The organism is Streptomyces sp. QH1-20 (assembly GCF_041283565.1).
GTDB classification, from domain to species: domain Bacteria; phylum Actinomycetota; class Actinomycetes; order Streptomycetales; family Streptomycetaceae; genus Streptomyces; species Streptomyces syringius.
In genome coordinates, this window is sequence record NZ_CP166299.1 from 1,140,068 (window position 1) to 1,161,065 (window position 20,998).

At 70.8% G+C, this 20,998-nt stretch carries 23 protein-coding genes and 1 pseudogene; 11 read left to right on the forward strand and 13 right to left on the reverse strand.

Translation table 11 applies throughout. From position 1 onward, the window contains the following. The first annotated feature begins 97 nt into the window (after nucleotides 1-97). On the forward strand, nucleotides 98-223 hold the full coding sequence (locus AB8O64_RS05130) for a hypothetical protein (RefSeq protein ID WP_370418075.1): 126 nt from the start codon (nucleotides 98-100) through the stop codon (nucleotides 221-223). Here AB8O64_RS05130 and AB8O64_RS05135 read toward each other — a convergent pair. Continuing rightward, entirely contained in the window at nucleotides 220-1,827 is a 1,608-nt protein-coding gene (locus AB8O64_RS05135; RefSeq protein WP_370418076.1) for an ankyrin repeat domain-containing protein, read from the reverse strand. The genes AB8O64_RS05130 and AB8O64_RS05135 overlap by 4 nt on opposite strands. Nucleotides 1,828-1,904: 77 nt before the next feature. After that, nucleotides 1,905-2,864 (reverse strand): SDR family oxidoreductase, encoded by a 960-nt coding sequence (locus AB8O64_RS05140; protein WP_370418077.1) that lies wholly within the window; start codon nucleotides 2,862-2,864, stop codon nucleotides 1,905-1,907. 308 nt (nucleotides 2,865-3,172) lie between these two features. Between AB8O64_RS05140 and abc-f the strand changes: the two genes are divergently transcribed. After that, complete coding sequence (gene abc-f / locus AB8O64_RS05145; protein ID WP_370418078.1) at nucleotides 3,173-4,819, forward strand: ribosomal protection-like ABC-F family protein; 1,647 nt, start codon at nucleotides 3,173-3,175, stop codon at nucleotides 4,817-4,819. A 139-nt stretch (nucleotides 4,820-4,958) separates the two neighbouring features. On the opposite strand, the gene AB8O64_RS05150 is transcribed toward abc-f, so the two are convergent. Then, entirely contained in the window at nucleotides 4,959-5,897 is a 939-nt protein-coding gene (locus AB8O64_RS05150; RefSeq protein WP_370418079.1) for a LysR family transcriptional regulator, read from the reverse strand. Between the two features lie 89 nt (nucleotides 5,898-5,986). Here AB8O64_RS05150 and AB8O64_RS05155 point away from each other — a divergent pair, with 89 nt between their 5' ends. From AB8O64_RS05155 to AB8O64_RS05165, 3 genes are read left to right on the forward strand one after another with little or no spacing between them, the layout of a single operon-like run. Next, nucleotides 5,987-6,907 carry a zinc-binding dehydrogenase gene (locus AB8O64_RS05155; protein WP_370418080.1) on the forward strand — a complete coding sequence of 307 codons (921 nt, stop codon included), beginning with the start codon at nucleotides 5,987-5,989 and terminating at the stop codon, nucleotides 6,905-6,907. 2 nt (nucleotides 6,908-6,909) lie between these two features. Further along, the gene (locus tag AB8O64_RS05160) at nucleotides 6,910-7,902 is read left to right on the forward strand and encodes an alpha/beta hydrolase family protein (RefSeq protein ID WP_370418081.1); all 993 of its coding nucleotides are present in this window, start codon (nucleotides 6,910-6,912) and stop codon (nucleotides 7,900-7,902) included. Beyond that, complete coding sequence (locus tag AB8O64_RS05165) at nucleotides 7,899-8,645, forward strand: SDR family NAD(P)-dependent oxidoreductase (RefSeq protein WP_370418082.1); 747 nt, start codon at nucleotides 7,899-7,901, stop codon at nucleotides 8,643-8,645. The genes AB8O64_RS05160 and AB8O64_RS05165 overlap by 4 nt, the downstream gene beginning before the upstream one ends. A gap of 26 nt (nucleotides 8,646-8,671) precedes the next feature. Here the strand turns inward: AB8O64_RS05165 and AB8O64_RS05170 are convergent, their stop codons facing one another. Then, the gene (locus AB8O64_RS05170; RefSeq protein ID WP_370418083.1) at nucleotides 8,672-9,205 is read right to left on the reverse strand and encodes a DUF4396 domain-containing protein; all 534 of its coding nucleotides are present in this window, start codon (nucleotides 9,203-9,205) and stop codon (nucleotides 8,672-8,674) included. A gap of 91 nt (nucleotides 9,206-9,296) precedes the next feature. Next, nucleotides 9,297-9,884, reverse strand: coding sequence for a TetR family transcriptional regulator (locus AB8O64_RS05175; protein ID WP_370418084.1), 588 nt, complete (start codon nucleotides 9,882-9,884; stop codon nucleotides 9,297-9,299). Nucleotides 9,885-9,998: 114 nt separating this feature from the next. On the opposite strand from AB8O64_RS05175, the gene AB8O64_RS05180 reads away from it, so the two are divergent. Next, nucleotides 9,999-10,856 carry a class I SAM-dependent methyltransferase gene (locus AB8O64_RS05180; protein WP_370418085.1) on the forward strand — a complete coding sequence of 286 codons (858 nt, stop codon included), beginning with the start codon at nucleotides 9,999-10,001 and terminating at the stop codon, nucleotides 10,854-10,856. A gap of 18 nt (nucleotides 10,857-10,874) precedes the next feature. Here AB8O64_RS05180 and AB8O64_RS05185 read toward each other — a convergent pair whose 3' ends face one another. Together AB8O64_RS05185 and AB8O64_RS05190 are read right to left on the reverse strand one after the other, a co-directional pair. After that, nucleotides 10,875-11,195, reverse strand: coding sequence for a hypothetical protein (locus AB8O64_RS05185; protein ID WP_370423796.1), 321 nt, complete (start codon nucleotides 11,193-11,195; stop codon nucleotides 10,875-10,877). Between the two features lie 685 nt (nucleotides 11,196-11,880). Beyond that, the gene (locus AB8O64_RS05190; protein ID WP_370418086.1) at nucleotides 11,881-12,435 is read right to left on the reverse strand and encodes a hypothetical protein; all 555 of its coding nucleotides are present in this window, start codon (nucleotides 12,433-12,435) and stop codon (nucleotides 11,881-11,883) included. 251 nt (nucleotides 12,436-12,686) lie between these two features. On the opposite strand from AB8O64_RS05190, the gene AB8O64_RS05195 reads away from it, so the two are divergent. Together AB8O64_RS05195 and AB8O64_RS05200 are read left to right on the forward strand one after the other, a co-directional pair. Next, complete coding sequence (locus AB8O64_RS05195; RefSeq protein WP_370418087.1) at nucleotides 12,687-13,583, forward strand: alpha/beta hydrolase; 897 nt, start codon at nucleotides 12,687-12,689, stop codon at nucleotides 13,581-13,583. Nucleotides 13,584-13,777: 194 nt separating this feature from the next. Beyond that, entirely contained in the window at nucleotides 13,778-14,905 is a 1,128-nt protein-coding gene (locus tag AB8O64_RS05200) for a serine hydrolase domain-containing protein (RefSeq protein ID WP_370423797.1), read from the forward strand. 8 nt (nucleotides 14,906-14,913) lie between these two features. On the opposite strand, the pseudogene AB8O64_RS05205 reads toward AB8O64_RS05200, so the two are convergent. Continuing rightward, a pseudogene (locus tag AB8O64_RS05205) lies at nucleotides 14,914-15,176 on the reverse strand (Lrp/AsnC family transcriptional regulator). Here AB8O64_RS05205 and AB8O64_RS05210 point away from each other — a divergent pair. Both AB8O64_RS05210 and AB8O64_RS05215 read left to right on the forward strand, forming a co-directional pair. Then, on the forward strand, nucleotides 15,103-15,891 hold the full coding sequence (locus AB8O64_RS05210) for an AzlC family ABC transporter permease (protein WP_370418088.1): 789 nt from the start codon (nucleotides 15,103-15,105) through the stop codon (nucleotides 15,889-15,891). The pseudogene AB8O64_RS05205 and the gene AB8O64_RS05210 overlap by 74 nt on opposite strands. Beyond that, nucleotides 15,884-16,213 (forward strand): branched-chain amino acid transporter permease, encoded by a 330-nt coding sequence (locus AB8O64_RS05215; RefSeq protein ID WP_370418089.1) that lies wholly within the window; start codon nucleotides 15,884-15,886, stop codon nucleotides 16,211-16,213. Before AB8O64_RS05210 ends, AB8O64_RS05215 begins: the two co-directional genes overlap by 8 nt. Before the next feature lie 31 nt (nucleotides 16,214-16,244). Here the strand turns inward: AB8O64_RS05215 and AB8O64_RS05220 are convergent, their stop codons facing one another. From AB8O64_RS05220 to AB8O64_RS05240, 5 genes are all read right to left on the reverse strand, one after another. Further along, the gene (locus AB8O64_RS05220; protein ID WP_370418090.1) at nucleotides 16,245-16,769 is read right to left on the reverse strand and encodes a hypothetical protein; all 525 of its coding nucleotides are present in this window, start codon (nucleotides 16,767-16,769) and stop codon (nucleotides 16,245-16,247) included. A gap of 51 nt (nucleotides 16,770-16,820) precedes the next feature. Beyond that, on the reverse strand, nucleotides 16,821-17,609 hold the full coding sequence (locus tag AB8O64_RS05225) for an ABC transporter permease (protein WP_370418091.1): 789 nt from the start codon (nucleotides 17,607-17,609) through the stop codon (nucleotides 16,821-16,823). Beyond that, nucleotides 17,606-18,622, reverse strand: coding sequence for an ATP-binding cassette domain-containing protein (locus AB8O64_RS05230; protein ID WP_370418092.1), 1,017 nt, complete (start codon nucleotides 18,620-18,622; stop codon nucleotides 17,606-17,608). The genes AB8O64_RS05225 and AB8O64_RS05230 overlap by 4 nt, the downstream gene beginning before the upstream one ends. Nucleotides 18,623-18,681: 59 nt before the next feature. Further along, nucleotides 18,682-19,527 (reverse strand): DUF4097 domain-containing protein, encoded by an 846-nt coding sequence (locus tag AB8O64_RS05235; RefSeq protein ID WP_370418093.1) that lies wholly within the window; start codon nucleotides 19,525-19,527, stop codon nucleotides 18,682-18,684. A gap of 110 nt (nucleotides 19,528-19,637) precedes the next feature. Then, nucleotides 19,638-20,156 (reverse strand): hypothetical protein, encoded by a 519-nt coding sequence (locus tag AB8O64_RS05240; RefSeq protein WP_370418094.1) that lies wholly within the window; start codon nucleotides 20,154-20,156, stop codon nucleotides 19,638-19,640. A 327-nt stretch (nucleotides 20,157-20,483) separates the two neighbouring features. Here AB8O64_RS05240 and AB8O64_RS05245 point away from each other — a divergent pair, with 327 nt between their 5' ends. Next, nucleotides 20,484-20,981 (forward strand): N-acetyltransferase family protein, encoded by a 498-nt coding sequence (locus AB8O64_RS05245; protein ID WP_370418095.1) that lies wholly within the window; start codon nucleotides 20,484-20,486, stop codon nucleotides 20,979-20,981. Nucleotides 20,982-20,998: the final 17 nt, after the last annotated feature.

Here is a 20,998-nt window from a genome sequence, read left to right on the forward strand (position 1 = left end):
CGTGGAAGCCGAGTACCGGATCGGCCCAACTGCAAAGTCGCCTGTCGACCGGCCCTGAGGACCTGAGCTACGACGGATACGACAAGGCCATGTGGACGTGGGCGAGTGGGAAGACTTCCGGTACGCGTACGCGGTCGACCCCACCGCGTACGCACCCCGGGCAGAGCGGTTGGCCCAAGAGGGAGGCCACAGCGCGGAAGCCCTCGCGCCGGACACCGCCTAGTCCGCCGACAAGGCGCTGTCCTCCCGGATTTCGGCCCACCAGTCGGGCTGCCCGGTCACCGCACGGCTCTCGTCGACGGAAAGCTGGGCCTGGTCGCAGGCGTAGGCCAACTTGTTCGCCTCCCACAGCCGATCCGTGGAATCCCACAGCCAGAAGCGGTGGGTCCAGTGCCCTTCAGGGTGTTCCTCACCCGGTGGCATGCCGATCTCCTCGCTGTGGACAGCCCGGCCGTTCATGGCGAGCGTGCCGAAGGTGCCGCCCTTGGGGTTGAAGTAGACGCCGTACGCCCGTCCGCCGTCTTTCGTCAGGGCGGCCAGCCAGGCGTCGGTGTTCAGTCCGTAGAAGCAAGGCTGAACGAGCACACAACCGCCCGGCGCCGCGGTCACCCCGACGACCCGGGAGCAGTTGTCCCAGTCGTCGTAGGGGTCGTACTCCTCGGAGCCGGCCCGGTACGGGTCGGCTCCGAGCCGGCGCATCGCTTCCGTCGCGTCCACGCCGGAGACGAAAGCCACCGAGATCCCCTCGGTGTGCACCTCCTTTCCGAAGACCGCGGCCTGGGCGTCGGCTGCCCGGAACGCGGCGAGTTCAGCGTCGGTGAGCCGTGCACCGGGCGGCGCGGAACTGGCGAAGAGCGGGGCCAGGCGTGTGGTCAGGGCGAGCCGGCCGGGCGACCAGCGGGCAACGCGTGGCGTCCAGGCATCGGCCCCGGCAGCGAGCAGGACGGCCGCGTTCTCCTCGGCACCGTGGCACACGGCCTCCCACAGAGCCGTGACGCCCTCGTCGTCAGCCTGGTCGACATCGCTGACCAGCCCCGCCAATTCCCGGACTGCCTCCGGGACACCGTCGGCGGCGGCCCGGTGCAGCGGCCGCTCCTGGGGGTCGTCCGGGTCGGCTCCTGCTGCCAGACGCGCTCGCACCACTTCCGGATCGGCCCAGCCCTCGATTCCCATGCCCTCCCAGTCCGCACGGTCCCGCTCCACGGCTTGCGGGCGCTGCGGCCTGGGCAGAAGCCACTGCTGGGGCCGCGCCATGATCTCTTGCGGCCCCATGGTCATCCAGCCGACAACCTCCTGCTCGGGAGCCGGCGGCAGGTCCGGCCAGACCTCCACCGCCGTCTCCGCTGCCGCGCGCAGCGCCGTGCCGTCGAACTCCGTCCGGGTTTCCGGGATCTCCGCTGCGGGCCATTCGGTGACAAGGGTGAGCGGGCCCTGGGGTGGAAGCCGGGACAGGTGCAGCTCGATGCCGTAGTGGAAGAGGCCGCCCGATCCCCCGCGGAGGCGGAGGCTGGGCCACTCCGCCTGCCCGGGAAAGTCCCCCACGTCCGGGTCCGGAGTGCCGGCGCGGCGGCCGTCGGCCAGCACCAGGGTGAACCGCAGACCGTCCGTACCGCCCTCGCGGTCCTCATGCGCCTGACGCCTGAAGACACTCAGCCGGATGCCCAGCGAATCCGGCCATACCTCCCAGCCGGTCAGCAGGATCGTGGTGTCCGGCCCCGTACCGACCACGGCGGTGTGCGAGAGCCGGGCCGGCACGAACCACCACTCGGGCGGGAAGGGGCAATCACCGGCGGGCTGATAGGCCGTGAGTAACCGAGGAGAAGTCATGCCCCGCATCGTGGCACCCACCACTGACAAGGGGCGGCCGTGGTTCCGGCAGCGGCACAGCGCTCGGCACGCTCCCGTCAGCGGAATGAATCGATGTTCTCCCTCACCCAATCGCCATAAGTACGCAGCGGACGGCCGATGATGTCCTGGACGGACGGCCGCTGGTCGAGTGTCCACTGAACGAGTTCGTCGAAGTGGGCGCCGTACTCTTCAAGTGCGTACAGCGTCACGTCGATCGCACCCTCCGGCCAGCCGAGGCGCCGCCACCTCGCCCGGCTCTCGTCCGCAGCGAGATCGACCGCGACGATGTCGCGGCCGAGGGCGGCGGCGATGCTCCGTATCCGTGACAGCGTGCTCAACGGCGGGCCGACAGCCTCGATGACTGTCCCGGTGTGGTCATCGCCGATCAGGGCCGCGGCCACGACGGCGGCGAGGTCCTCCTCATGGATGAAGGGGTAGTGGCCCTCGCTGAGGAAGGCCTCCCGGACCGCCCCGTCGGTGCGTATGGTGCCGGACCAGTCCGTCCCTGTCACCGGGTAGGTGCCCTCGATGACGGCACCCATCACAGCCGACGGCCTGATGTGGGTCCAGGCGATCCCCGAGCGCTCCACCGCCTTCTCGATCGCCAGCCAGAACCAGGTCTCCGGCGGATGGGCCTCTTCGTACTCCGGCCCGTGTGACGACAGCAGAACGACCTTACCGACGGCGGCGTTTCGCGCCAGAGCGAGGGCGTCCTGGACCGTCGACGGGTGGGCACCGGCAAGGAACACGGCCTCGACACCGTCGAAGGCTCGGGCACACTCCAGCGGCCGGACGATGGACCCTTCCACGACGTCGACCGTGTCGGGCCAGCCATCGCACTGGTCCGGTTCGGCCATCACCCGCACCCGCCGGCCCATGGCGAGCAGGTGCCGGGCCAGGCACCGGCCGACGATCCCGGTCGGGCTGTTGCCTTCATCCCTGCGCGGGCTGACGACGGTCAGCAGACAGACGCCTTCCGTTGCCGGCGTCTTCTCATTCAGCTCGCAGCTGTCCACGGCAAGACCTTTCCACGCGTGAGCGGAGATCTTGCACCTGGCCCGGAAACCGGACGGCCTCTGCCGGGGCCTTCACGGCCGTGGGGCCACGGCTGCGGATCGATGCCGGGAGCCTACCAGGGGGCGTTCGGCGACAACTTCGGTGCCGGCAGGCCGAGTAGAGCGCCTCGATGCTTATCAGTAGACACGAGACGTACCGTCTTGCTAGGATGGAGGTATGGCTTTCTTCTACTTTCTCTGAGTCCGGGCACGGCCGATGCCGCCGTTTCTGCTGCCCGTAGACACTTCGCATTCCCAGGGAAAGTCACATGCGCGAACGCGCCCATACCGCTGTGCCCACTGCCGTGGCGCAGTTGTCCGTCAGGGACGTCACCAAGTCCTTCGGCACCCGGACCGTCCTCGACCAGGTCTCCTTCACCGTCCGCCCGGGCGAGAAGGCCGCCGTCATCGGCGAGAACGGCTCCGGCAAGTCCACGCTGCTGCGGCTGCTCGCCGCGGCCGAGACGCCGGATGCCGGGGAGATCACCGTCAGCTTCCCCGGCGGCACCGGCCACCTCGCCCAGACCCTCGACCTCGACCCGGACCGCACCGTGCAGGACGCTGTCGACCTCGCCCTCACCGAACTGCGCGACATGGAGCGTCGGCTGCGCACGGCCGAGCAGCGCCTCGGTGAGGCGTCGGCGGACGAACTCGCCGCGTACGGGGAGCTGCTGAGCGCGTACGAGGAGCGCGGCGGCTACGAGGCGGACGTCCGCGTCGACGCCGCCATGCACGGGCTCGGGCTCGCCGGGATCACCCGCGACCGCGTGCTCGGCTCGCTCTCCGGCGGCGAGCAGTCGCGGCTCGCGCTCGCCTGCGTGCTGGCCGCGGCCCCCGAGCTGCTGCTCCTCGACGAGCCGACGAATCACCTCGACGCGCCGGCCGTGCGCTGGCTCGAGGAGCACCTGCGGGCGCACCGCGGCACGGTCGTCGCGGTCACCCACGACCGCGGCTTCCTGGAGCGCATCGCCACCACGATCCTCGAGGTCGACCGGGATGCGCGCACGGTGTACCGGTACGGCGACGGCTGGGCCGGCTACCGCGCCGCGAAGGCCGCCGCCCGGCGCCGCGCGGAGCAGGGCCACGCGGACTGGCTTCAGGAGGTGGCCCGCGCCGAGGAACTGCTCGACGCCGCCGGGAAGCGGCTGGCCACCACCGGCAAGGACCCTCGGCAGGGTTTCGGCAAGCACCGCCGCTCGCACGAGGCGAAGCTCGGCGGGCAGGTGCGGGCGGTCCGGGAGCGGCTGGCGCAGCTGCGGCGCAACCCGGTGGCCGCGCCGCCTGAACCGCTGCGGTTCACGGCGGCGCTGTCGGCAGCGGACGGGGGGCATCCTGTCGACCGCCCGCTCGCCGAGCTCGACGGCGTAGCGGTCGGTGAGCGGCTGCGTCTGGACGGGCTGCTGGCGATCACGCCCGGGCAGCGGTTGCTGGTCACGGGCGCGAACGGGGCGGGCAAGACAACGCTGTTGCGCGTCCTGGCGGGCGACCTGGAGCCGGACGCGGGCACGGTTCGCCGCCCTGCCCGGATCGGGTACCTGGCGCAGGAGCTGCCCGTGCGTTCCACGCGGCTGCCGCTGCTCGCCGCCTTCGCGGCCGGGCGGCCCGGGCTGCCGGAGGAGTACGCCGAACAGCTGCTGGCGCTGGGCCTGTTCCGCGAGGAGGATCTGCGTGTACCGGTCGCGGCGCTGTCCGCAGGGCAGCAACGGCGGTTGCAGATCGCGAGCCTGGTGACCCGGCCCGCGGACCTTCTGGTACTCGACGAGCCGACGAACCATGTCGCGCTCGATCTGGTCGAGGACCTGGAGGCGGCGCTCGCGGCATACCCGGGAGCGGTGGTCGCGGTCTCGCACGACCGTGGCTTCCGGGAGCGGTTCCCGGGCGGGCGACTGGAGTTGCGCGACGGCCGGAGGTGCTGACCTACCGGATCAGGTCGCGGGCCCGGACGGGCCCGCGACCCTCGCCCCCGCCCTCGCCCCCCGCCCTCAAACGTCAGGCCGTCGCCTCGGGAGCGTCATCACTCGATCCCGAGGCGGCCACGGGAACCCGGCGTCGCCCTCATGCCGATGGCCCCGGCGCCTGCGGCGGCTCGGGCAGCCAGTCGCGGGCCGGGTTGTACTCCAGCCATCGGCTTTGCCCCGCTTCCGCGGCGCAGGCGGCGGTCAGGTGGTTCAGCCCGGGATGCACGTCGCCGGTGCGCCACAGCAGCGACCAGGCGTACAGCGGTGTGGGGTCGACCAGCGGGACGGAGCGCAGCCCGGGGATGTCCGGCAGGGGCACGTCGGCGGGCAGCAGCGAGAAGCGTCGCTGGTCGCCGGCCACCTCCGCGAGGAAGTGGGCGAGCCCCAGATTGACACTCGCGGCCCTGTCGCGGATGTCGAATCGTTCGGCGAACTGATGGAGGAAGTCGAGCCGGTCCAGTGCGCCGGGCGCCCACAGCACGCTGCCGCGCAGCTGGTCCGGGCGCAGTGCCGGTTCGGTCGCGAGCGGATGGTCCGCACTCAGTACCGCGTCCACCGGTTCGAGGCGGACGAGACGGTGTGCCAGCCCGGCGTGCAGCGGGGGGTGCACCCGGCCGAAGGCCGCGTCGATGTCCCCGTGCAGCAGCGCCACCGTCACCGACGGCAGATCGCGCCCGTGCCCCAGCACCAACCCCCCTGCTTCTCCAGCGACTTGGGCCAGTGTCCGCATCGGCGCGTAGAGGTGCCCCCACACGTCCACCCGCAGCGGACGGTCCTTCTCGACCGCCGCCGCGACCGCGGCGTCGGCGGCGGCCAGGGTCTGCCGGGCCGGTGGGAGGAAACGCCGTCCCGCCTCGGTGAGGCGTACGCCGTTGCCGCCGCGCCGGAAGAGCTCGGTGCCGAGCAGGGATTCCAGCCGCGCGATCCTCTTGGACAGCGCCTGCTGAGAGATGGCGAGAGTCCCGGCCGCCCGTCCGAAGTGCAGTTCCTCGGCGGCGCGCACGAAGGCACGCACCTGCGCCAGGTCGAGATCCATGCCTCCCACCATAGGTGACAACCAAAAGTTGTCGCTTTCGCTCGTACGTTGTTGGATCGCGGGGCGGGTGCGGGGGTTGCATCCTCGGCATGCAAAGACTGATTCCCACGGGAGACGCGGCGCGTCCGGTCGCCTTCGCCGAGGCTCCCCAGCCCACGCCGGAGCCCGGTGAAGCATTGATCAAGGTCGAGGCGTTCGCACCGAACAGGGGCGAGACGTTCCTCCTCGAACGCCCGGGGCCGGGGCTGCTGCCCGGCAAGGACATCGCAGGGCTTGTCGTGCAGGCCGCGGCCGACGGCTCGGGCCCCGGCATCGGCACCCGTGTGGTGGGGCATCCGGCACAGGGAGGGTGGGCCGAATACGCGGCCGTGCCCACGCACTCCCTCGCGGTGCTCACGGACGGCATCGACAGCGTACGGGCGGCGGCCCTGCCCCTGGCCGGGATCACCGCCCTGCGGCTGCTGCGCACGGCCGGCTCCCTGGCCGGCCGACGGGTGCTGCTGACCGGCGCCTCGGGCGGCGTCGGCCATTACGTCACCGAGCTGGCCGTGGCCGCCGGGGCCGAGCTGACCGCGGTGACGGCCACGCCGGTGCGCGGCGAGCGGCTCGCGGAGCTGGGCGCACGGGTGGTGCACGACGTCACGGCGGCCCAGGGGCCGTTCGACGTGGTGCTGGAGTCCACAGGCGGGCCGACGCTGCCGATCGTCCTCTCCAAGGTGCGCCCGGGTGGCCTGCTCGTCTGGTTCGGCCAGGCGAGCCGCAGCCCGGTGACCCTCGACTTCTTCGAGCTCCTGGGCGCGTCCGAGGGTGTCACGATCCAGCACTTCCACTACGCGGGCGCTCCCTACGGCCCCGATCTCGCGGCCCTGGTGGGCCTGGTGGAACGGGGCAGGCTGCACCCGGAGATCGGCCGGATCACCGACTGGGCGGACACCGCCGACACACTGGTCGACCTGCGGGAGCGACGGATCCGCGGCAAGGCCGTTCTGCTGACAGGAGAAGGACGATGAACGTGAACGCCACTGAATTCGCCGCGGCCCAGTGGACACGCGCCACCGGCGCGGGTGTCGACCCCCATGAATACCGTCGCGTCACCGAGGGCCTCACCTCCGTCGCCGACTGGGGACCGTCCTTCCTGCGCACCGGACACTCCTACCTTCAGCGTGCGGACAACGCGGGATCGCCGGTCTCCGCGGGTGAGTACCTGCTGATGGCGGCCCGGTGGTTCCATCTGGCCACCTTGGCGCCCTACGCGGAGGCCGGCCGTGCCGCCGCCGCGGCGGACCACGCCCTGGGCAGGGCGATCACGGTGCTGGAGCCCGGCGCCCGGCGTGTGAGCGGCGAGGGATTCACCGGCTGGCTGCGGGGCCCCTCCGACGCACCCGGCACCGTGGTCGTCGTTCCCGGCCTGGACTCGGCCAAGGAGGAGTTCCTCGACCTGGTCTCCGCGCTGCTGGCCAGAGGGCTGGCCGTGTTCGCGATGGACGGCCCGGGGCAGGGCGTGCTCGCGGCCACCACAGTCCTCAGGCCGGACTACGAGCAGATCGTGGGGCACGTCATCGACGCCCTCGGCGTCGCACGCATCGGCCTCGTCGGCCTCAGTCTGGGCGGCTACTTCGCGGCCCGGACCGCGGCGCTGGAGGCGCGCGTGGCGGCTGTCGCCACCGTCAGCGGCCCCTTCCGCCTCGACTGGGACGCACTTCCCCCGCCGGTCCGCGACGTCATGAGCCGACGCACCGGAGGCACTGATGCCGCCCGCGCGTTCGCCGATCACGTGGACCTTGCCTCCCTGGCCCCCCGTATCGCCTCCCCGCTGCTGGTCGTGGACGGAGGCCAGGACGTCATCCCCGGCGTGACGAACGGCGAGCCCCTGGCCCGTACGGCACCCCACGGCACCTATCTGTCCGTCCCGCACGGCGACCACCTCCTCGGCAACGCACGGGCCGACTGGCTGCCTCATCTCACCGACCACATCAGCCACGCTTTGACGGGAGCATCGGCGTGAACCGCTTCACCGGGAAGACCGTCCTCATCACCGGCGGCACCAGCGGCATGGGCCTGGCGACCGCACATCGCCTCATCACCGAGGGCGCCCACGTCATCATCACCGGCCGCACCCGAGCGCGCGTGGACGCCGCCGTCCGGGAGCTCGGCCCTCACGCCTGGGGAACCGTGGCCGATTCCGCCGATCTCGGCGCGGTGGACGCGCTGATGGAGACGGTCCGAGCCCGTCACGGCCACCTGGACAGTCTCTTCGCGAACGCGGCCACCGGCACGTTCCTGCCGTTCGAAGACATCACCGAGCCGGACTTCGACCACGGTGTCGACGTCAATTTCAAGGGGGTGTTCTTCACCGTCCAGAAGGCGCTGCCGTTGCTGGTGGACGGCGGCTCGATCGTCTTCACCGCGTCCTGGACGCTCCACCGGGGCAACAGCGTCCTCACCCTGTACTCGGCGACCAAAGCCGCCGTGCACAACCTGGCTCGCACCCTCGCCGCGGGCCTCGCCCCACGCGGAATCCGCGTGAACTCCGTCAGCCCCGGCTACATCGATACCCCGATGTATCCCGCTGCCGCGCTGACCGAGGCGGAGGCGGAGGCGGTGACCGGCCGGATCGTCGCCGGACGCTTCGGGCTGCCGGAGGAGGTCGCGGCGGCCGTGGCGTTCCTCGCCTCCTCCGACGCGTCCTACGTCAACGGCCAGGACCTCGTCGTCGACGGCGGCCTGGTGGGGGCGGTACCCGCCTGACAGCAGGCCTGTGCGGCGAGCGGAGATCAGTGGTAGGCGTGGACGACGGCGTGGCCCTTGCCGCGGCCGATCATCCACTTGTTGACCGGTGTTGTGATCACGAAGGCCACGACGAAGCCGCCCAGCAGCGCCGTCCAGAACAGCGCGTCCGACAGGTGGGCGTCCAGCGCGCCGGGCACCAGGGCGATGATGCCGTTGTCGACGAGCTCCATCACCGCGATGGAGACGGTGTCGGCGGCCAGGGCCACCTTGACGGCGGCCCTGAAGTCCAGGCCGGCCTTGCGGACCGCGAACCATGTGAACGAGTAGCCGAACAGGAACGCCAGCGCGATCGCCAGGACCATGGTGGGCACGTTGCCCCACATCAGGGCGGTACCGATGACCATGCCGAGGATCTCGCCGATGGCGCACCCGGTCAGACAGTGCAGCGTCGCCTTCGCAGCGGCTCCCCAGGTCACTCCGTCCCTCTCGTGCCCGGTGCGGCCCACGTGCGGCCGGCGCGCGGCCTGGTCGTGAGCGGTGCCGGTGTGATGTGCGGTGTGGTGTGCGCTGTGGTCCATGGCTGTCATCCCCCATCCCGTCCAGTGTGGCTCTGCTCCCGCGGACCCACAGCACAACGCTGTACCCCCCTGGGGTATTCCCGGCCCGAAGTCAGCTACGCAGCAGAACGTCCAGCAGTCGCCTCACGGTCACCTCCGCGCCCTCCCCGCGCCCGGGAACGCGCGTCATCAGCAGGTGGTGGGTCGTACCGACGAGCGCGAGCGCGATGGTGGCGGGGTCGGCGTCGGCGGGGAGCCGGCCGCCGCGCCGCTCCGCCTGCAGATAGGCGGTGAAGGCATGCTGGATCGCATCGAACGCGGGCGCGCCGGACCGGAAACCCTCTCGGGTGTGCAGGGCCGCTGCCGGGCGTGTCATCGCCAGTCCCACCACCGCGGCAGGAAGGGCGTCCATCAGGGCGAGGACGACTTCCTGAAGATTGTCCGCGACCGTGGCCTCCCCCACCCTCGCTTCCAGCGCCTCGGCCTGCCGGGCGCTCCGCGCGAACCGGTCGAGGACGAGTTCGGCGACGAACTCGTCCAGGCCGGCGAAGTGCGTATGCAGGACGCCCTTGGCGCAGTCCGCCTCCGCGGTGATGGCGCGGCTGGTCAGGGCGGCGGCGCCGTCGCGGGCCACCACGCGCTCCGCGGCTGCGAACAGCCGCTCACGCAAGTCGGGAATCGCCACTCCACGAGGTGACACAACAGCCCCTTTCCTCAGGCCCATTGCAGGTATGGGCGAACGCCCATATTGTTTGGGCACTTGCCCATACTAGAGGCGGGGGCCACTTGCGTCCCGCGTCGGAGGGAGTCACCCATGGGTCAATTCGTCAACACCGCACAGGCCGAGGCGTGGAACGGTTACGAGGGCGAGCAGTGGGCGCGCAGCCAGGAACGCTGGGATGCCGTCAACGACGGCTTCAATCAGCCCCTCCTGGAGGCCGCGGCCGTCTCGGAAGGCGACTTCGTGCTGGACATCGGCTGCGGGGCCGGCCGCACCACCCGCCTCGCTGCCCGGCGCGCCGGCCGCGGCCAGGCACTGGGGCTGGATCTGTCAGGCCCGATGCTGGAGAAGGCCCGCGACAGCGCCCTGCGCGAAGGGGTGGAGAACGTCTCCTTCCTTCAGGGCGACGCCCAAGTCCATTCCTTCGACGCCGAGGGGTTCGACGCGGTCATCAGCCGTTACGGCATGACCTTCTTCACCGACCCCGTCGCCGCGTTCACCAACCTTCACCGCGCGCTGCGGCCCGGCGGCCGACTGGCCTTCATCTGCGCGGCGGAAGCCGAGGCCAACGAATGGCTTGAGGCGCTGGCTTCACTCAAGGGCATCCTGCCGCTCGGCGGCTTCGGCAAGCCCGGCGGCCCGGGTATGTTCTCCCTCACCGATCCCGACCGTCTCCGCGACCTCGTCTCAGCGGGCGGGTTCGCCGAAGTGGACGTGCAGCGGGTCGAGGTGCCGGGGAGGTGGGGTGTCGACGCGGCGGATGCCGCGGCGTTCCTGCTGGACTCGGGCCCCGGACGCCATCTGCTCGACCAGGTCGGCCCGTCCGAGCAGGCCCGGGCGCGTCAGGCACTGACGGCCGCGCTGCGCCGTCACGAGGCGGACGGCGCTGTGTGGCTGCGGAGCAGTTCCTGGTTGGTCACGGCCGTACGCGGCGGGGGCGCGCGGCGCTGACAGCCAGTATCGCGCGCCCTATGCGGTGCCGGGGCCGTCGAGGAACCGAAGCAGCACGGCGGCCTCCGCGCGGAGCCGCTCGGCTCGGTCGGCATGCGCGGGCGCGGTCAACTGCGCCGCGGCCTCCAGTCGTTCGTCGGCCTCGGCACGCACGATGTCCACCATGGTGCGTTCGCTCAGCTCCCGCCGCGGCGCCTCGGTGGCGCCGGCACCGACCGGCGCATGCTCAAGGGCCACGCCACGGAGCCCGGCTTCGTCCACAGGCACCGCCTCGGCGTGGTCCAGCGCGGCGAGTGTCGAGCGCAGGGCACTCACCGCGACCTTGTCGCGGGCGCGCATCGCTTCCGGCAGTGCTTGACGCATACGAAGACGTACAGACATACCGGTGACCATATGGGGGTACCTCTGCACCCACAACGTGATACAAACACGAGCACCGCAAAGTACTCCGCTTGTTCGGGTGTGGGCCGGAGCCGGGGACGGCTACTGCCGGGTGGGAGGCAAGGTGACCGGCGGCACGGCGGGCTTCCCCGTGGCTACGGGAGACGAGGAGCCCGCCCCCGAAGGCCCGCAGGAGCGTGCGGCCGCTGTCCGGCAGGCCGTTGACGCTCTCCTGCAGATCCGCCGCCTGATGAATGGCACAGCTGCCGAGCCGACGGCCGTCCCGGCAGAGTGGGAACTACGGCAGCCAGTACGCGCGATCGCCCTTGCCCTGGAGGCAGCCGGCATCGCACCCTCGGCCGTGAACGCCGACGGTCGGCGTCTTTCCACCGGGTACGTCGTCCGCCGAGCAGAATCATCGGGGGCTACTCCCCGCAACGGCCGGCCAGAGGTGATGGCCCGCGTCGAATGGCTCGGCCCGCCAGGAAGTCGGGCCTCCCACGAGCAGGGGGAGGCACTTCAGCAGTGCACGCAGGCCCTCAGAAAGCTGGGCTGGGTCGCACTGGAATACCGCGATTCCCGCCGGCACCGCTGGCTCGAGGTCGAACCGGGCTCCTGACGCCCTGATGGGTCGGCATTGGGCTCAGCCGATGGCTCGTGAAGTGGCCAGGGCCCGGGCGAAGTCAGTGAGCTCGCGGAAGTCGTCCTCGCGCAGACCGATCCGCGGGTTGACGTGGTGCAGAAGCCCACGCCCACGGTGGTGGGTGGTCACATACGCCTCGTCCAGATCACTCTGTTCATCGTCCACCCAGGCGAAGGGGCGCCCGTTGGCGTAGTCGGTCAGCGGACCGGTCTTCCAGTGGACTCCGTCGGGGCGGTCTTGGAACAGGGCGTCGCCGAAGTCGACGAAGGGGAGTTCAGGAAGGCCGAGCACCGGGGCGATCCACCGGTTCGCGTCGTCCATCCATGACGTGGCCCAGCAGAGTTCGTAACCGAGCCGGAGCAGGGCTCGCCCGTGCGTCGGGTTGAGCCACACACGTAGGGGGCGCCGCCGGGCCGAAAGCCCCCCGTGTCCCTCGTGGATCCCGCTGTCCTGGGCCACTCTGAGCGTGGTGTAGCCGTCGGGGCGCTTCTCCGGCTTGGCCGCATAGGGGTTGAGCGGCCCGTCCACGTCGAGAAACAGCAGTGGTCGGTGCACGATCTCCCCCGCTCTTGCTCGATATCGGCTGCGCGGTGAAAGCCTAGCCGCGGCCGGCTGTCACGGTTTCCTCTAGCGGGTGTGCCGTCCGGGTGGGGGCCGGCGGACAACGTGGGGCGCCGACATCACGGCGGCGGACGCGCCAGTGAAGGCATACGGAACGGCGGCGCGCCGAGCGGTGCGTGATCGGGGCGGGATGCGCGACGGATGGCGGGGGACGTCCGTGGGCGGTGGCCGTGAGGATGGTCGTCATGGATCCCGAACTCGAAGCATTCATCCCGTTCCTGCCGGACCTCGACCTGAACGACCCGGTTACCGCGCGCAAGGACTTCGCCGAGCGTGCTGCCGCGACGCCGGCGCCGGACACCTCGAACATGGAGGTCGAGGACCGTATCGTGCCCGCCGATCCGGACGTCGCGGTGCGGATCTACCGTCCGCACCAGGCGGCGCAGGGCGCCATCATCTGGATGCACGGCGGCGGGGGCGTCTTCGGCAATCTCGACACCGAGCACCCGTGGGCCGCCCGGACCGCGGACCTCTCCGGGGCGGTGGTGATTTCGGTGAACTACCGTCTGGCGCCCGAGCACCGGTACCCGGCCGCCCTGGACGACGCCTACGCCGTACTGACCTGGACGGCCGGACACGCGGCCGAACTCGGCATCGACCCGGAGCGGATCGCGGTCGGCGGCCACAGCGCCGGCGCGGGGATCGCGGCCGCGGTGGCGTTGCGGGCGCGGGACCAGCAGGGGCCGTCGATCCGCTTCCAGCTGCTCAACGAGCCCGGGCTCGACGACCGGGAACAGACCTGGTCACGGCAGCACTTCACCGATACGCCCTGGATGAATCGCGACAAGATCGCCACATCGTGGCGGCATTACCTGGGCTCCCGGCCCGCCACACCGTACGCCGCCCCCGCGCGGGCCACCGACCTGTCCGGCCTGCCACCGGCCTACATCGCCACCGCGGAGTTCTGCCCGAACCGCGATGAGGACATCGCCTACGCGCTGCGTCTGCTGCAGGCCGGCGTCTCGGTCGACCTGCACCAGTGGCCCGGCACCTTCCACGGGTCACAGGCGATTCTGTCCGCCGCGGTCTCGCAGCGCCAGATCACCGACCTCGCCGGCGCCCTGCGCCGCGCGCTGGCCTAGCTCGTACTGATCGTGAACCCCTTGAAAGGACGGTTGTCTTGAAGATTCGACTGGTGTTCTGCGCAGGCGTGGCCGCGCTAATGGCTTGTGCGGGCACGGTGACGGCAGCTCCCGCACCCACCGAGACACAGGCCGTGCCGGCCGGCGGCGCAAGCCCGTCGCCCGGCTTCCATCCCGCGGAGCTGAAGTCCGCCATGGACGGTGTCCACCGCGCGGGGGTGCCGGGTGTGTACGGCGAGGTGCGCGATGCAGGCCGGATATGGCGCGGCGCTTCCGGGGTCGCCGATGTGAGGACCGGCCGCCCCGTCGGACCCGACATGCGGCACCGTGTCGGCAGCGTCACCAAGACCTTCACCGCCGCCGCCGTCATGCAGCAGGTCGAGCAGGGCCGGATCCGGCTCGATGCGCCGATCGGCGGCTATCTGCCGCATCTGGTGCCGGGAGAACGCGGCCGTAAAATCACGGTCCGGATGCTGCTCAACAACACCAGCGGCATCCCCGATTACATCCCCTACGCCTTCCCCTCTCTCAAAGCGTTCCCGTCTCTGCCGGATGTCTCGCCCAAGAGCCTGGACGACAACCGCTTCCGGCAGTTCCGCCCCGCCGAGCTGATCGAGCTGGGGCTCGCGGCGCCTCCCACCGGCGAGCCCGGCGGCCCCAAGGGGGTGTACTCCAACACCAATTACCTGCTCCTCGGCCAACTCCTGGAGCAGGTGACCGGTGCCCCGGCCGAGGAGTACATCACGCGGAACGTCATCGAGCGTGCCGGGCTCCGGCACACCGAGTTTCCGACCGGGCCGCGCATCGAGGGACCGCACTCGCGGATGTACGAGGCCTTCTACGGACTGCTCGACCCGCCGCGCGACTACAGCGTCTACAACATGTCCTGGACGGGAACGGGGGCCTCTCTCGTATCGACGATGGAGGATCTCAACCGCTTCTACGGCAAACTGCTCGACGGCAAGATCGTCAGCCGGTCCTCGCTGGCGCAGATGCAGCGCACGATCCCGGTCATCGCCCTGGACGGATCCACGATCGAGTACGGTCTCGGCCTGCACAAGGTCACCCGGCCGGGCTGCGGCACCTTCTGGGGCCACGACGGCACGGTCTGGGGGTCCGGAACGATGTCCCTGACCCGGGCCGACGGCAAGCGCCAGATGTCCGTCGCGGTCAACCTGCAGAGGTGGAACAAGCCGGACTCCTCGGGGAAGCCGCAGCCCCACCCCATCGACCACGCGCTGTCGACGCTGTACCAGCAAGCCATGTGCGGTGACAACGACCGGGCCGAGAATGCCTCGCCGGGGCCGGGGTCCGCCCCGTAGCCCGGCTCCTACCGGTCGGTCTTGATCTTCTTCATGGTCAAGTGGGATTCGAGGCGGAGGACGGCGGGCAGGCAGCTGAGCTTGCCGGTGAGGAAGGCCTCGTAAGCGGCGTGGTCGGCCACGGCGACGCGACGTCGATGAGGACCTCCAGCCCGCGGCCCATGGCCTCGGGATTGATGACGGCCCGGTACCCGGCGATGACGCCGTCCTCTTCCAGCCGCTTCACCCGGCGCAGGCAGGGCGGCGAGGTCAGGCCGACCCGCTTGGCCAGTCGGCCCGCACCCGTCCCTCCGTCCGCCGGACCGTCCGAGGCGCGTGCGGCGTTCCACGACTCCGCGGGCGCCGGTCTGGGATTCATTCCGCTCGGTCTCGCCTTCGGGGCGCTCGTGACGCAGTCGGGACTGGACTGGTGGTGGGCGGGGCTGTCCGCGACGCTCGCCTTCGGCGGATCGTTCGAGTTCCTGCTCATCGGCATGGTCACCGCCGCGGCCCCGCTGGCGGCCATCGCACTGTCCGCGTTCATGGTGAACGTCCGGCACGTCTTCTACGCGCTGTCGTTCCCCCTGCACCGCGTGACCGGCCGTCTCGGCAGGACGTACGCCACCTTCGCCCTGTGCGACGAGGCGTACGCGCTGACCACCGGGAAGCAGGCCCGTTCCTGGTCCGGCCGGCGCATCCTGTGGCTGCAGCTCTTCCTGCATCTGTACTGGGCGGGCAGCGCGGTGGCCGGGGCCCTGCTCGGCTCCCTCATCCCGGACGGCGTCACCGGCCTGGACTTCGCCCTCACCGCCATGTCCACGGTCCTCGCCCTCGACGCCGTCCGGGACCTGCGCGGCGATCTGCCCACCCCCGCGCTCGCCCTGTTCAGTGCCTTGGCCGCGCGGCTCCTGTTCCCCAGCCAGATGCTCCTGGCCGCCTTCGCCCTGTTCACCGCGGCTCTGCTGGCCCGCCACCTCACCACCGGCAGGAAGCCGACCCATGCCTGACACGCGCTACGCCATCGCCGCCGTCCTCGTCGCCGCCGCAGTCACCCGGAGACTGCGAGCGCTCCCCTTCGCCGCCCTCACACCCCTGCGCACCAGCAGAACCATCCAGTACCTCAGCACCCGCATGCCCGCCGGCGTCATGGTGATCCTCCTCGCCTACTGCCTGCGCGACCTCCCCCTCACCCAGACGCGCGGTCTGGCTCCGCTCGCGGCCCTCGCCGTCACCGTCGGCCTGCATCTGTGGCGTCGCAACGCGCTGCTGAGCATCCTCGGCGGCACAGCCGTCCATGTGATCCTGGCCAGCACGCTGTTCGCGCCCTGAGCGCCGCCTGACGCCCCGTCCGACGGAACGGTCAGGCGGCGCGGCAGAGCGCCGCGGGGTCGGTCGGGGCCGAGGCGCGGGCCACGGCCGCGTTCAGGGGGCGAACGGTACGGACCGTGGCTACGGCCTGCGAGCGGTTCCGCGCGAAGACGACGAGGCGCAGCACCGCGAACCGTGCGATGCCGGCGAGTCCGGAGGCGGAGAGGTAGACGAGCTGCTCGAGCACCGCACCGGGTGCCGCCACCAGTTGCCGCAGAGCAAGCATCGCCGTGCAGGTCACCACGTACGCGGCCGCCGCGGACCCGGCCGACTGCGCATGCTGGTGCCAGGTCGCACGCCCGCCCGCACCGAAGGTGAAGCGGGCGTGCAGCTCAGTGGCGAGGAGCGTGGAGACCACGGTGAGCAGGGCGTTGGCCAGGACCCAGGGAATCCAGGAGGCGAGGGCCGCCACGGCGAAGCTGGAGGCGAGGCCCACCCCGCCGCCACAGAGCACGAAGCGGGCGAAGGCGGTGAAGGCGCCGGGTGCCGCTTGCTGCTGACTCCGTGCTGTCCCCATGATCCGACCCCTCCGATGATCCACCCGTGAAATGCGAATTGTTCGTCCCGGCTACTTCGGGTCGCGGTTGAAAACCGCCTGCGACCAGAAGTAGCCGAGCACCGCGAGGCCTACGCACCAGGCGAGGGCGAGCCATCCGTTGTGGCCGATCTCGGTGCCCAGGAGCAGCCCGCGCAGGGTTTCGATGGCGGGGGTGAAGGGCTGGTATTCGGCGATGGGTTGGAACCAGCTGGGCATTCCGTCGACGGGGACGAAGGCGCTGGACAGAAGGGGCAGGAGGATCAGTGGCAGGGCGTTGTTGCTGGCGGCTTCGGCGTTGGGGCTGATCAGGCCCATGCCGACGGCGATCCAGGTGAGTGCGACGGCGAAGAGGACGAGCAGTCCGAAGGCCGCCAGCCATTCCAGGGGTGTGGCGTTGGTGGAGCGGAAGCCGATGGCGACGGCGACGGCGCCCACGAGGAGCACGCTGGCGATGGACTGCAGCACGCTGCCGATGACGTGTCCGATGAGGACGGAGCCGCGGTGGATCGCCATCGTGCGGAAGCGGGCGATGATGCCCTCGGTCATGTCATTGGACACGGACACCGCGGTGCCGATCGTCGTGCTGCCGACGGTCATCAGCAGCAGACCCGGCACGACGTAGGCGATGTACTCGGAGCGGTCGGCACCGCCTCCCATGCCGGCGCTCATCACATCGCCGAAGACGTAGACGAAGAGCAGCAGCAGCATGATCGGCGTGAGCAGCAGGTTGAGGGTGAGGGAGGGATAGCGGCGCGCGTGCAGGAGGTTGCGGCGCAGCATCGTGGACGAGTCGCGCAGGGTGAAGGTGAGGGAGCTCATCGGACTGCTTCCTTGGCCTGGTTAGGCTGATTCGGCTGGTTCGGGTGGTTGGTGCCGGTGAGGGCGAAGAAGACGTCGTCGAGGTCGGGGGTGTGGACGGTGAGTTCGTCGGCCTCGATGCCGGCGGCGTCGAGCCAGTCGAGGAGGGAGCGCAGTTCGCGCTGGCTGCCGTCGCTGGGGATCTGCAGGGCCAGGGCGTCGTCGTCCCGGGTGATCTCGCGCAGGGCGGTGGCGGCGGACCGGTAGGCGGCCGGGTCGGCGAACCGCAGCCGCACATGCCCGCCGGGAATCAGCCGCTTCAGCTCGGCGGCGGTGCCCTCGGCGGCGATCCTGCCGTCGTTCAGCACCGCGATACGGTCCGCGAGCTGGTCGGCCTCCTCCAGGTACTGGGTGGTGAGGAAGACCGTCACCCCGTCGGAGACCAGCTCGCGGATGATCTGCCACATGTTGTGGCGGGAGCGCGGGTCGAGACCGGTCGTCGGCTCGTCGAGGAAGATGATCCGCGGGCTGCCGACCAGCGTCATGGCGATGTCCAGACGCCGCTTCATCCCACCGGAGTACGTGGAGGCGGGCTTCCTCGCCGCCTCCACCAGGTCGAAGCGCTCCAGCAGTTCAGCGGCGACCCGCCGCCCCTCACGCCTCGACAGATGATGCAGATCCGCCATCAGGAGCATGTTCTCCTCCCCCGTGATCAAACCGTCCACAGCGGAGAACTGGCCCGTGACACCGATCGCGGCACGCACCGCCTGAGGGTCGGCGGCCAGGTCGTGACCCGCGACCTGGGCCTGCCCGGCGTCGGCGGTGATGAGCGTGGACAGGATCTTCACGACGGTGGTCTTGCCGGCGCCGTTCGGGCCGAGCAGCGCGAAGACCGAACCCGCTGGGATACGCAGATCGATGCCGTCGAGGACGGTCTTGTCACCGTACGACTTGCGCAGACCGACGGCGGAGACGGCGGCCGGCGAGGGCCGACCGCCACCCCAACTGGATGTGGGCATGACAAAAGAAGGCATGGAGCCCTCCATTCGAAGGCTGAAGTGAGTGGGGGTGGGGCCGGTCGAGGGTGCTGCGCTCAGGCCTTGGCGCGGCGGATGTCGATGTTGCCGTACCGGGTGCGGGCGCGGACCTCGACGGTGTCCTCGCTCGCGGCCGGCGCCTCGGACGCGGTGAGCGTGTTGCGCACCTGGCCGGAGCCCGAGTTGGCGTCGAGCCAGGCAGCGGTGCCCTCGCGGATGCCGACCTCGATGGAGCCGTAGGAGGTCTCCAGCTGCACGGTGCCACGGGCCACTTCGCCTACGCGCAGGGTGCCGTGGGCGGTGGTGGCGGTGACCGAGCCCTCGGCGCGCGCGATGTCGATGTCGCCGTTGGCACCGCTCACGCGCAGCTCCCCGGTCGCGACGCCGACGGTCGTGGTGCCGTGCGAGTTCTTCAGGACGGCGGGGCCGTCGACGAAACCGACGCGCATGCTGCCGGAGCTGGTGGTGATCTCGGCCATGCCCTCGACCCGGTCCACGGCGATCGAGCCGTGGGAGGCGGTCAGCTTCAGCGGGCCGGTGGTGTCGAGACGGGCGTCACCGGACGAGGTCTTCACGCGAACCTCGCCGAGCCGGCCCTCGCCGTGCACCTGGGTCCAGGCGCCGATCACCTCGACGCGCGAGCCGGTGGGCAGTTCGACCGTCACGTCGACGATGCCGGTGCGGCCGAGACCGAACACGGGCTTGGGCGTCCTGAGGGTCAGGACGCCGCTCGCGTACGTGGCTTCGGTCTGGTCGGCCGTCCGCACGTCCCGGTCCTTCTTCGGGTTGCGGGGCCGCACCTCGACGACGGTGTCGAGGCGGTCGCCCGCGATGAACTGGATGGAACCGGCCTCCACGTGTGCCGTGGCCGAGATCGGTTCGGGAGTGTCGTAAGAAGGCATGGCTGTCCCGTCCTCATGAGTCTTTGGCTCGTCCCCGCTGGTGGGACGTGGTGTGAGTGAAGTGGTGCGGGCGAAGTGGTGCGGGCGAAGTGGTGCCGGTGGGGCCGTGACTAACGCACCCAGCCCGTGATGCTCTGTCCGACGGTCTGGGCCTTCTCCGTCGCACGCGGCCGGGGGCCGCCGTCGACCGCGGCCGACACGGCGCGCACCAGCCACGCGTTGACCGACAGGCCCTCACGACTCGCGGCCTCCTCGGCGCGGGCCTTGAGGTGGGCCGGCAGACGCAGGTTGACGCGGGCGGTGCCGCCCTCGTCGCCTTCGGCCGGGGCCGAGGCCTTGAACGGCTCGACGGGCGCGGCCGGCCCCACGGGGGCGCCGCCGTCGGTGGGGGGCAGCGTCACCACGAAGTCGGGGTCCAACCCGCGCAGCCGTACGTCGACCGAGCCGGGTGCGAGCTCGCGGGTGATCTCGTCCATCGCCGCGGAGAGCACATTGAGCATGGTCAGCCGGGTCGCCGACTCCAGCGGAGCGGTGAGCCGATCGGCCAGCTCGCGGGCTTCGTCGCCGCCGGCCTCGGCGGCGACCGCGAGTTCACGGCGGAGGGTGTCGACATACGGGGTGAGGTCCATGACGTCATCATGGCACCATGATGGCACCACGCGCAAGCCTGCATGGCGCCTCGCGGGGGTGACCTCAAGGGCGACCTGCCCTGACTGCGCAATCACGGCGCGGGCAGCCCAGGCCGTTGCGGCACCATGGGCACTCAGGCGCCATCGAGGGTGACGACCTGGCACCAGGTGGCACCGAATGGCGCCACATGGCACCCGTTCGGCGTTCCCTATGGCGCCGCACATGGCACCCGCCAGAAGCGGCCCACCGACGACGATCACCCCCGTCCGTCGGCCAAGGGCCTGAACTCCGAACATTCTCAGCCCTGTTACGGCTAGAGTGATCAAATGTTCGAAGTTCGTAGCGTCGGCCCGTACGACGGGGACGTCCTCGGTGAGATCCACGCCGCGGCCTGGGAGGCGGCTTATGCCCCCTTCTTCGCTCCGGAGTTCGCCGCGCGTGCGGTCCGGAGCAGGCGGACACGGTGGCACGAAAGGATCGCGCAGGGAACAGCGACGATCCTGCTGGCCGAACTCGACGGCCGCCCTCTGGCACTGTCCGCCTTCAGCCCGTCCTCGACCCGGCCGGGCCTGGCCGAGATCCACACCTTCTACAGCCACCCCGACAGCTGGGGCGGCGGCGTCGCTGCCGCATTGATGGCCGGGACGCTGAGCCGCGTGCGCGACGACGGGTTCGCCCGGGTACACCTGTGGACCCTGCGCGACACCCCGCGATCCCGTCGCTTCTACAGCAAGTGCGGCTTCACCGAGTGCGGCACCTCACGCGCCTTCGACTTCGGCGATGGGAACCCCCTGGACCAGGTCGAGTACGAGCGAGCGTGCTGATACCGACAACGCCGGAC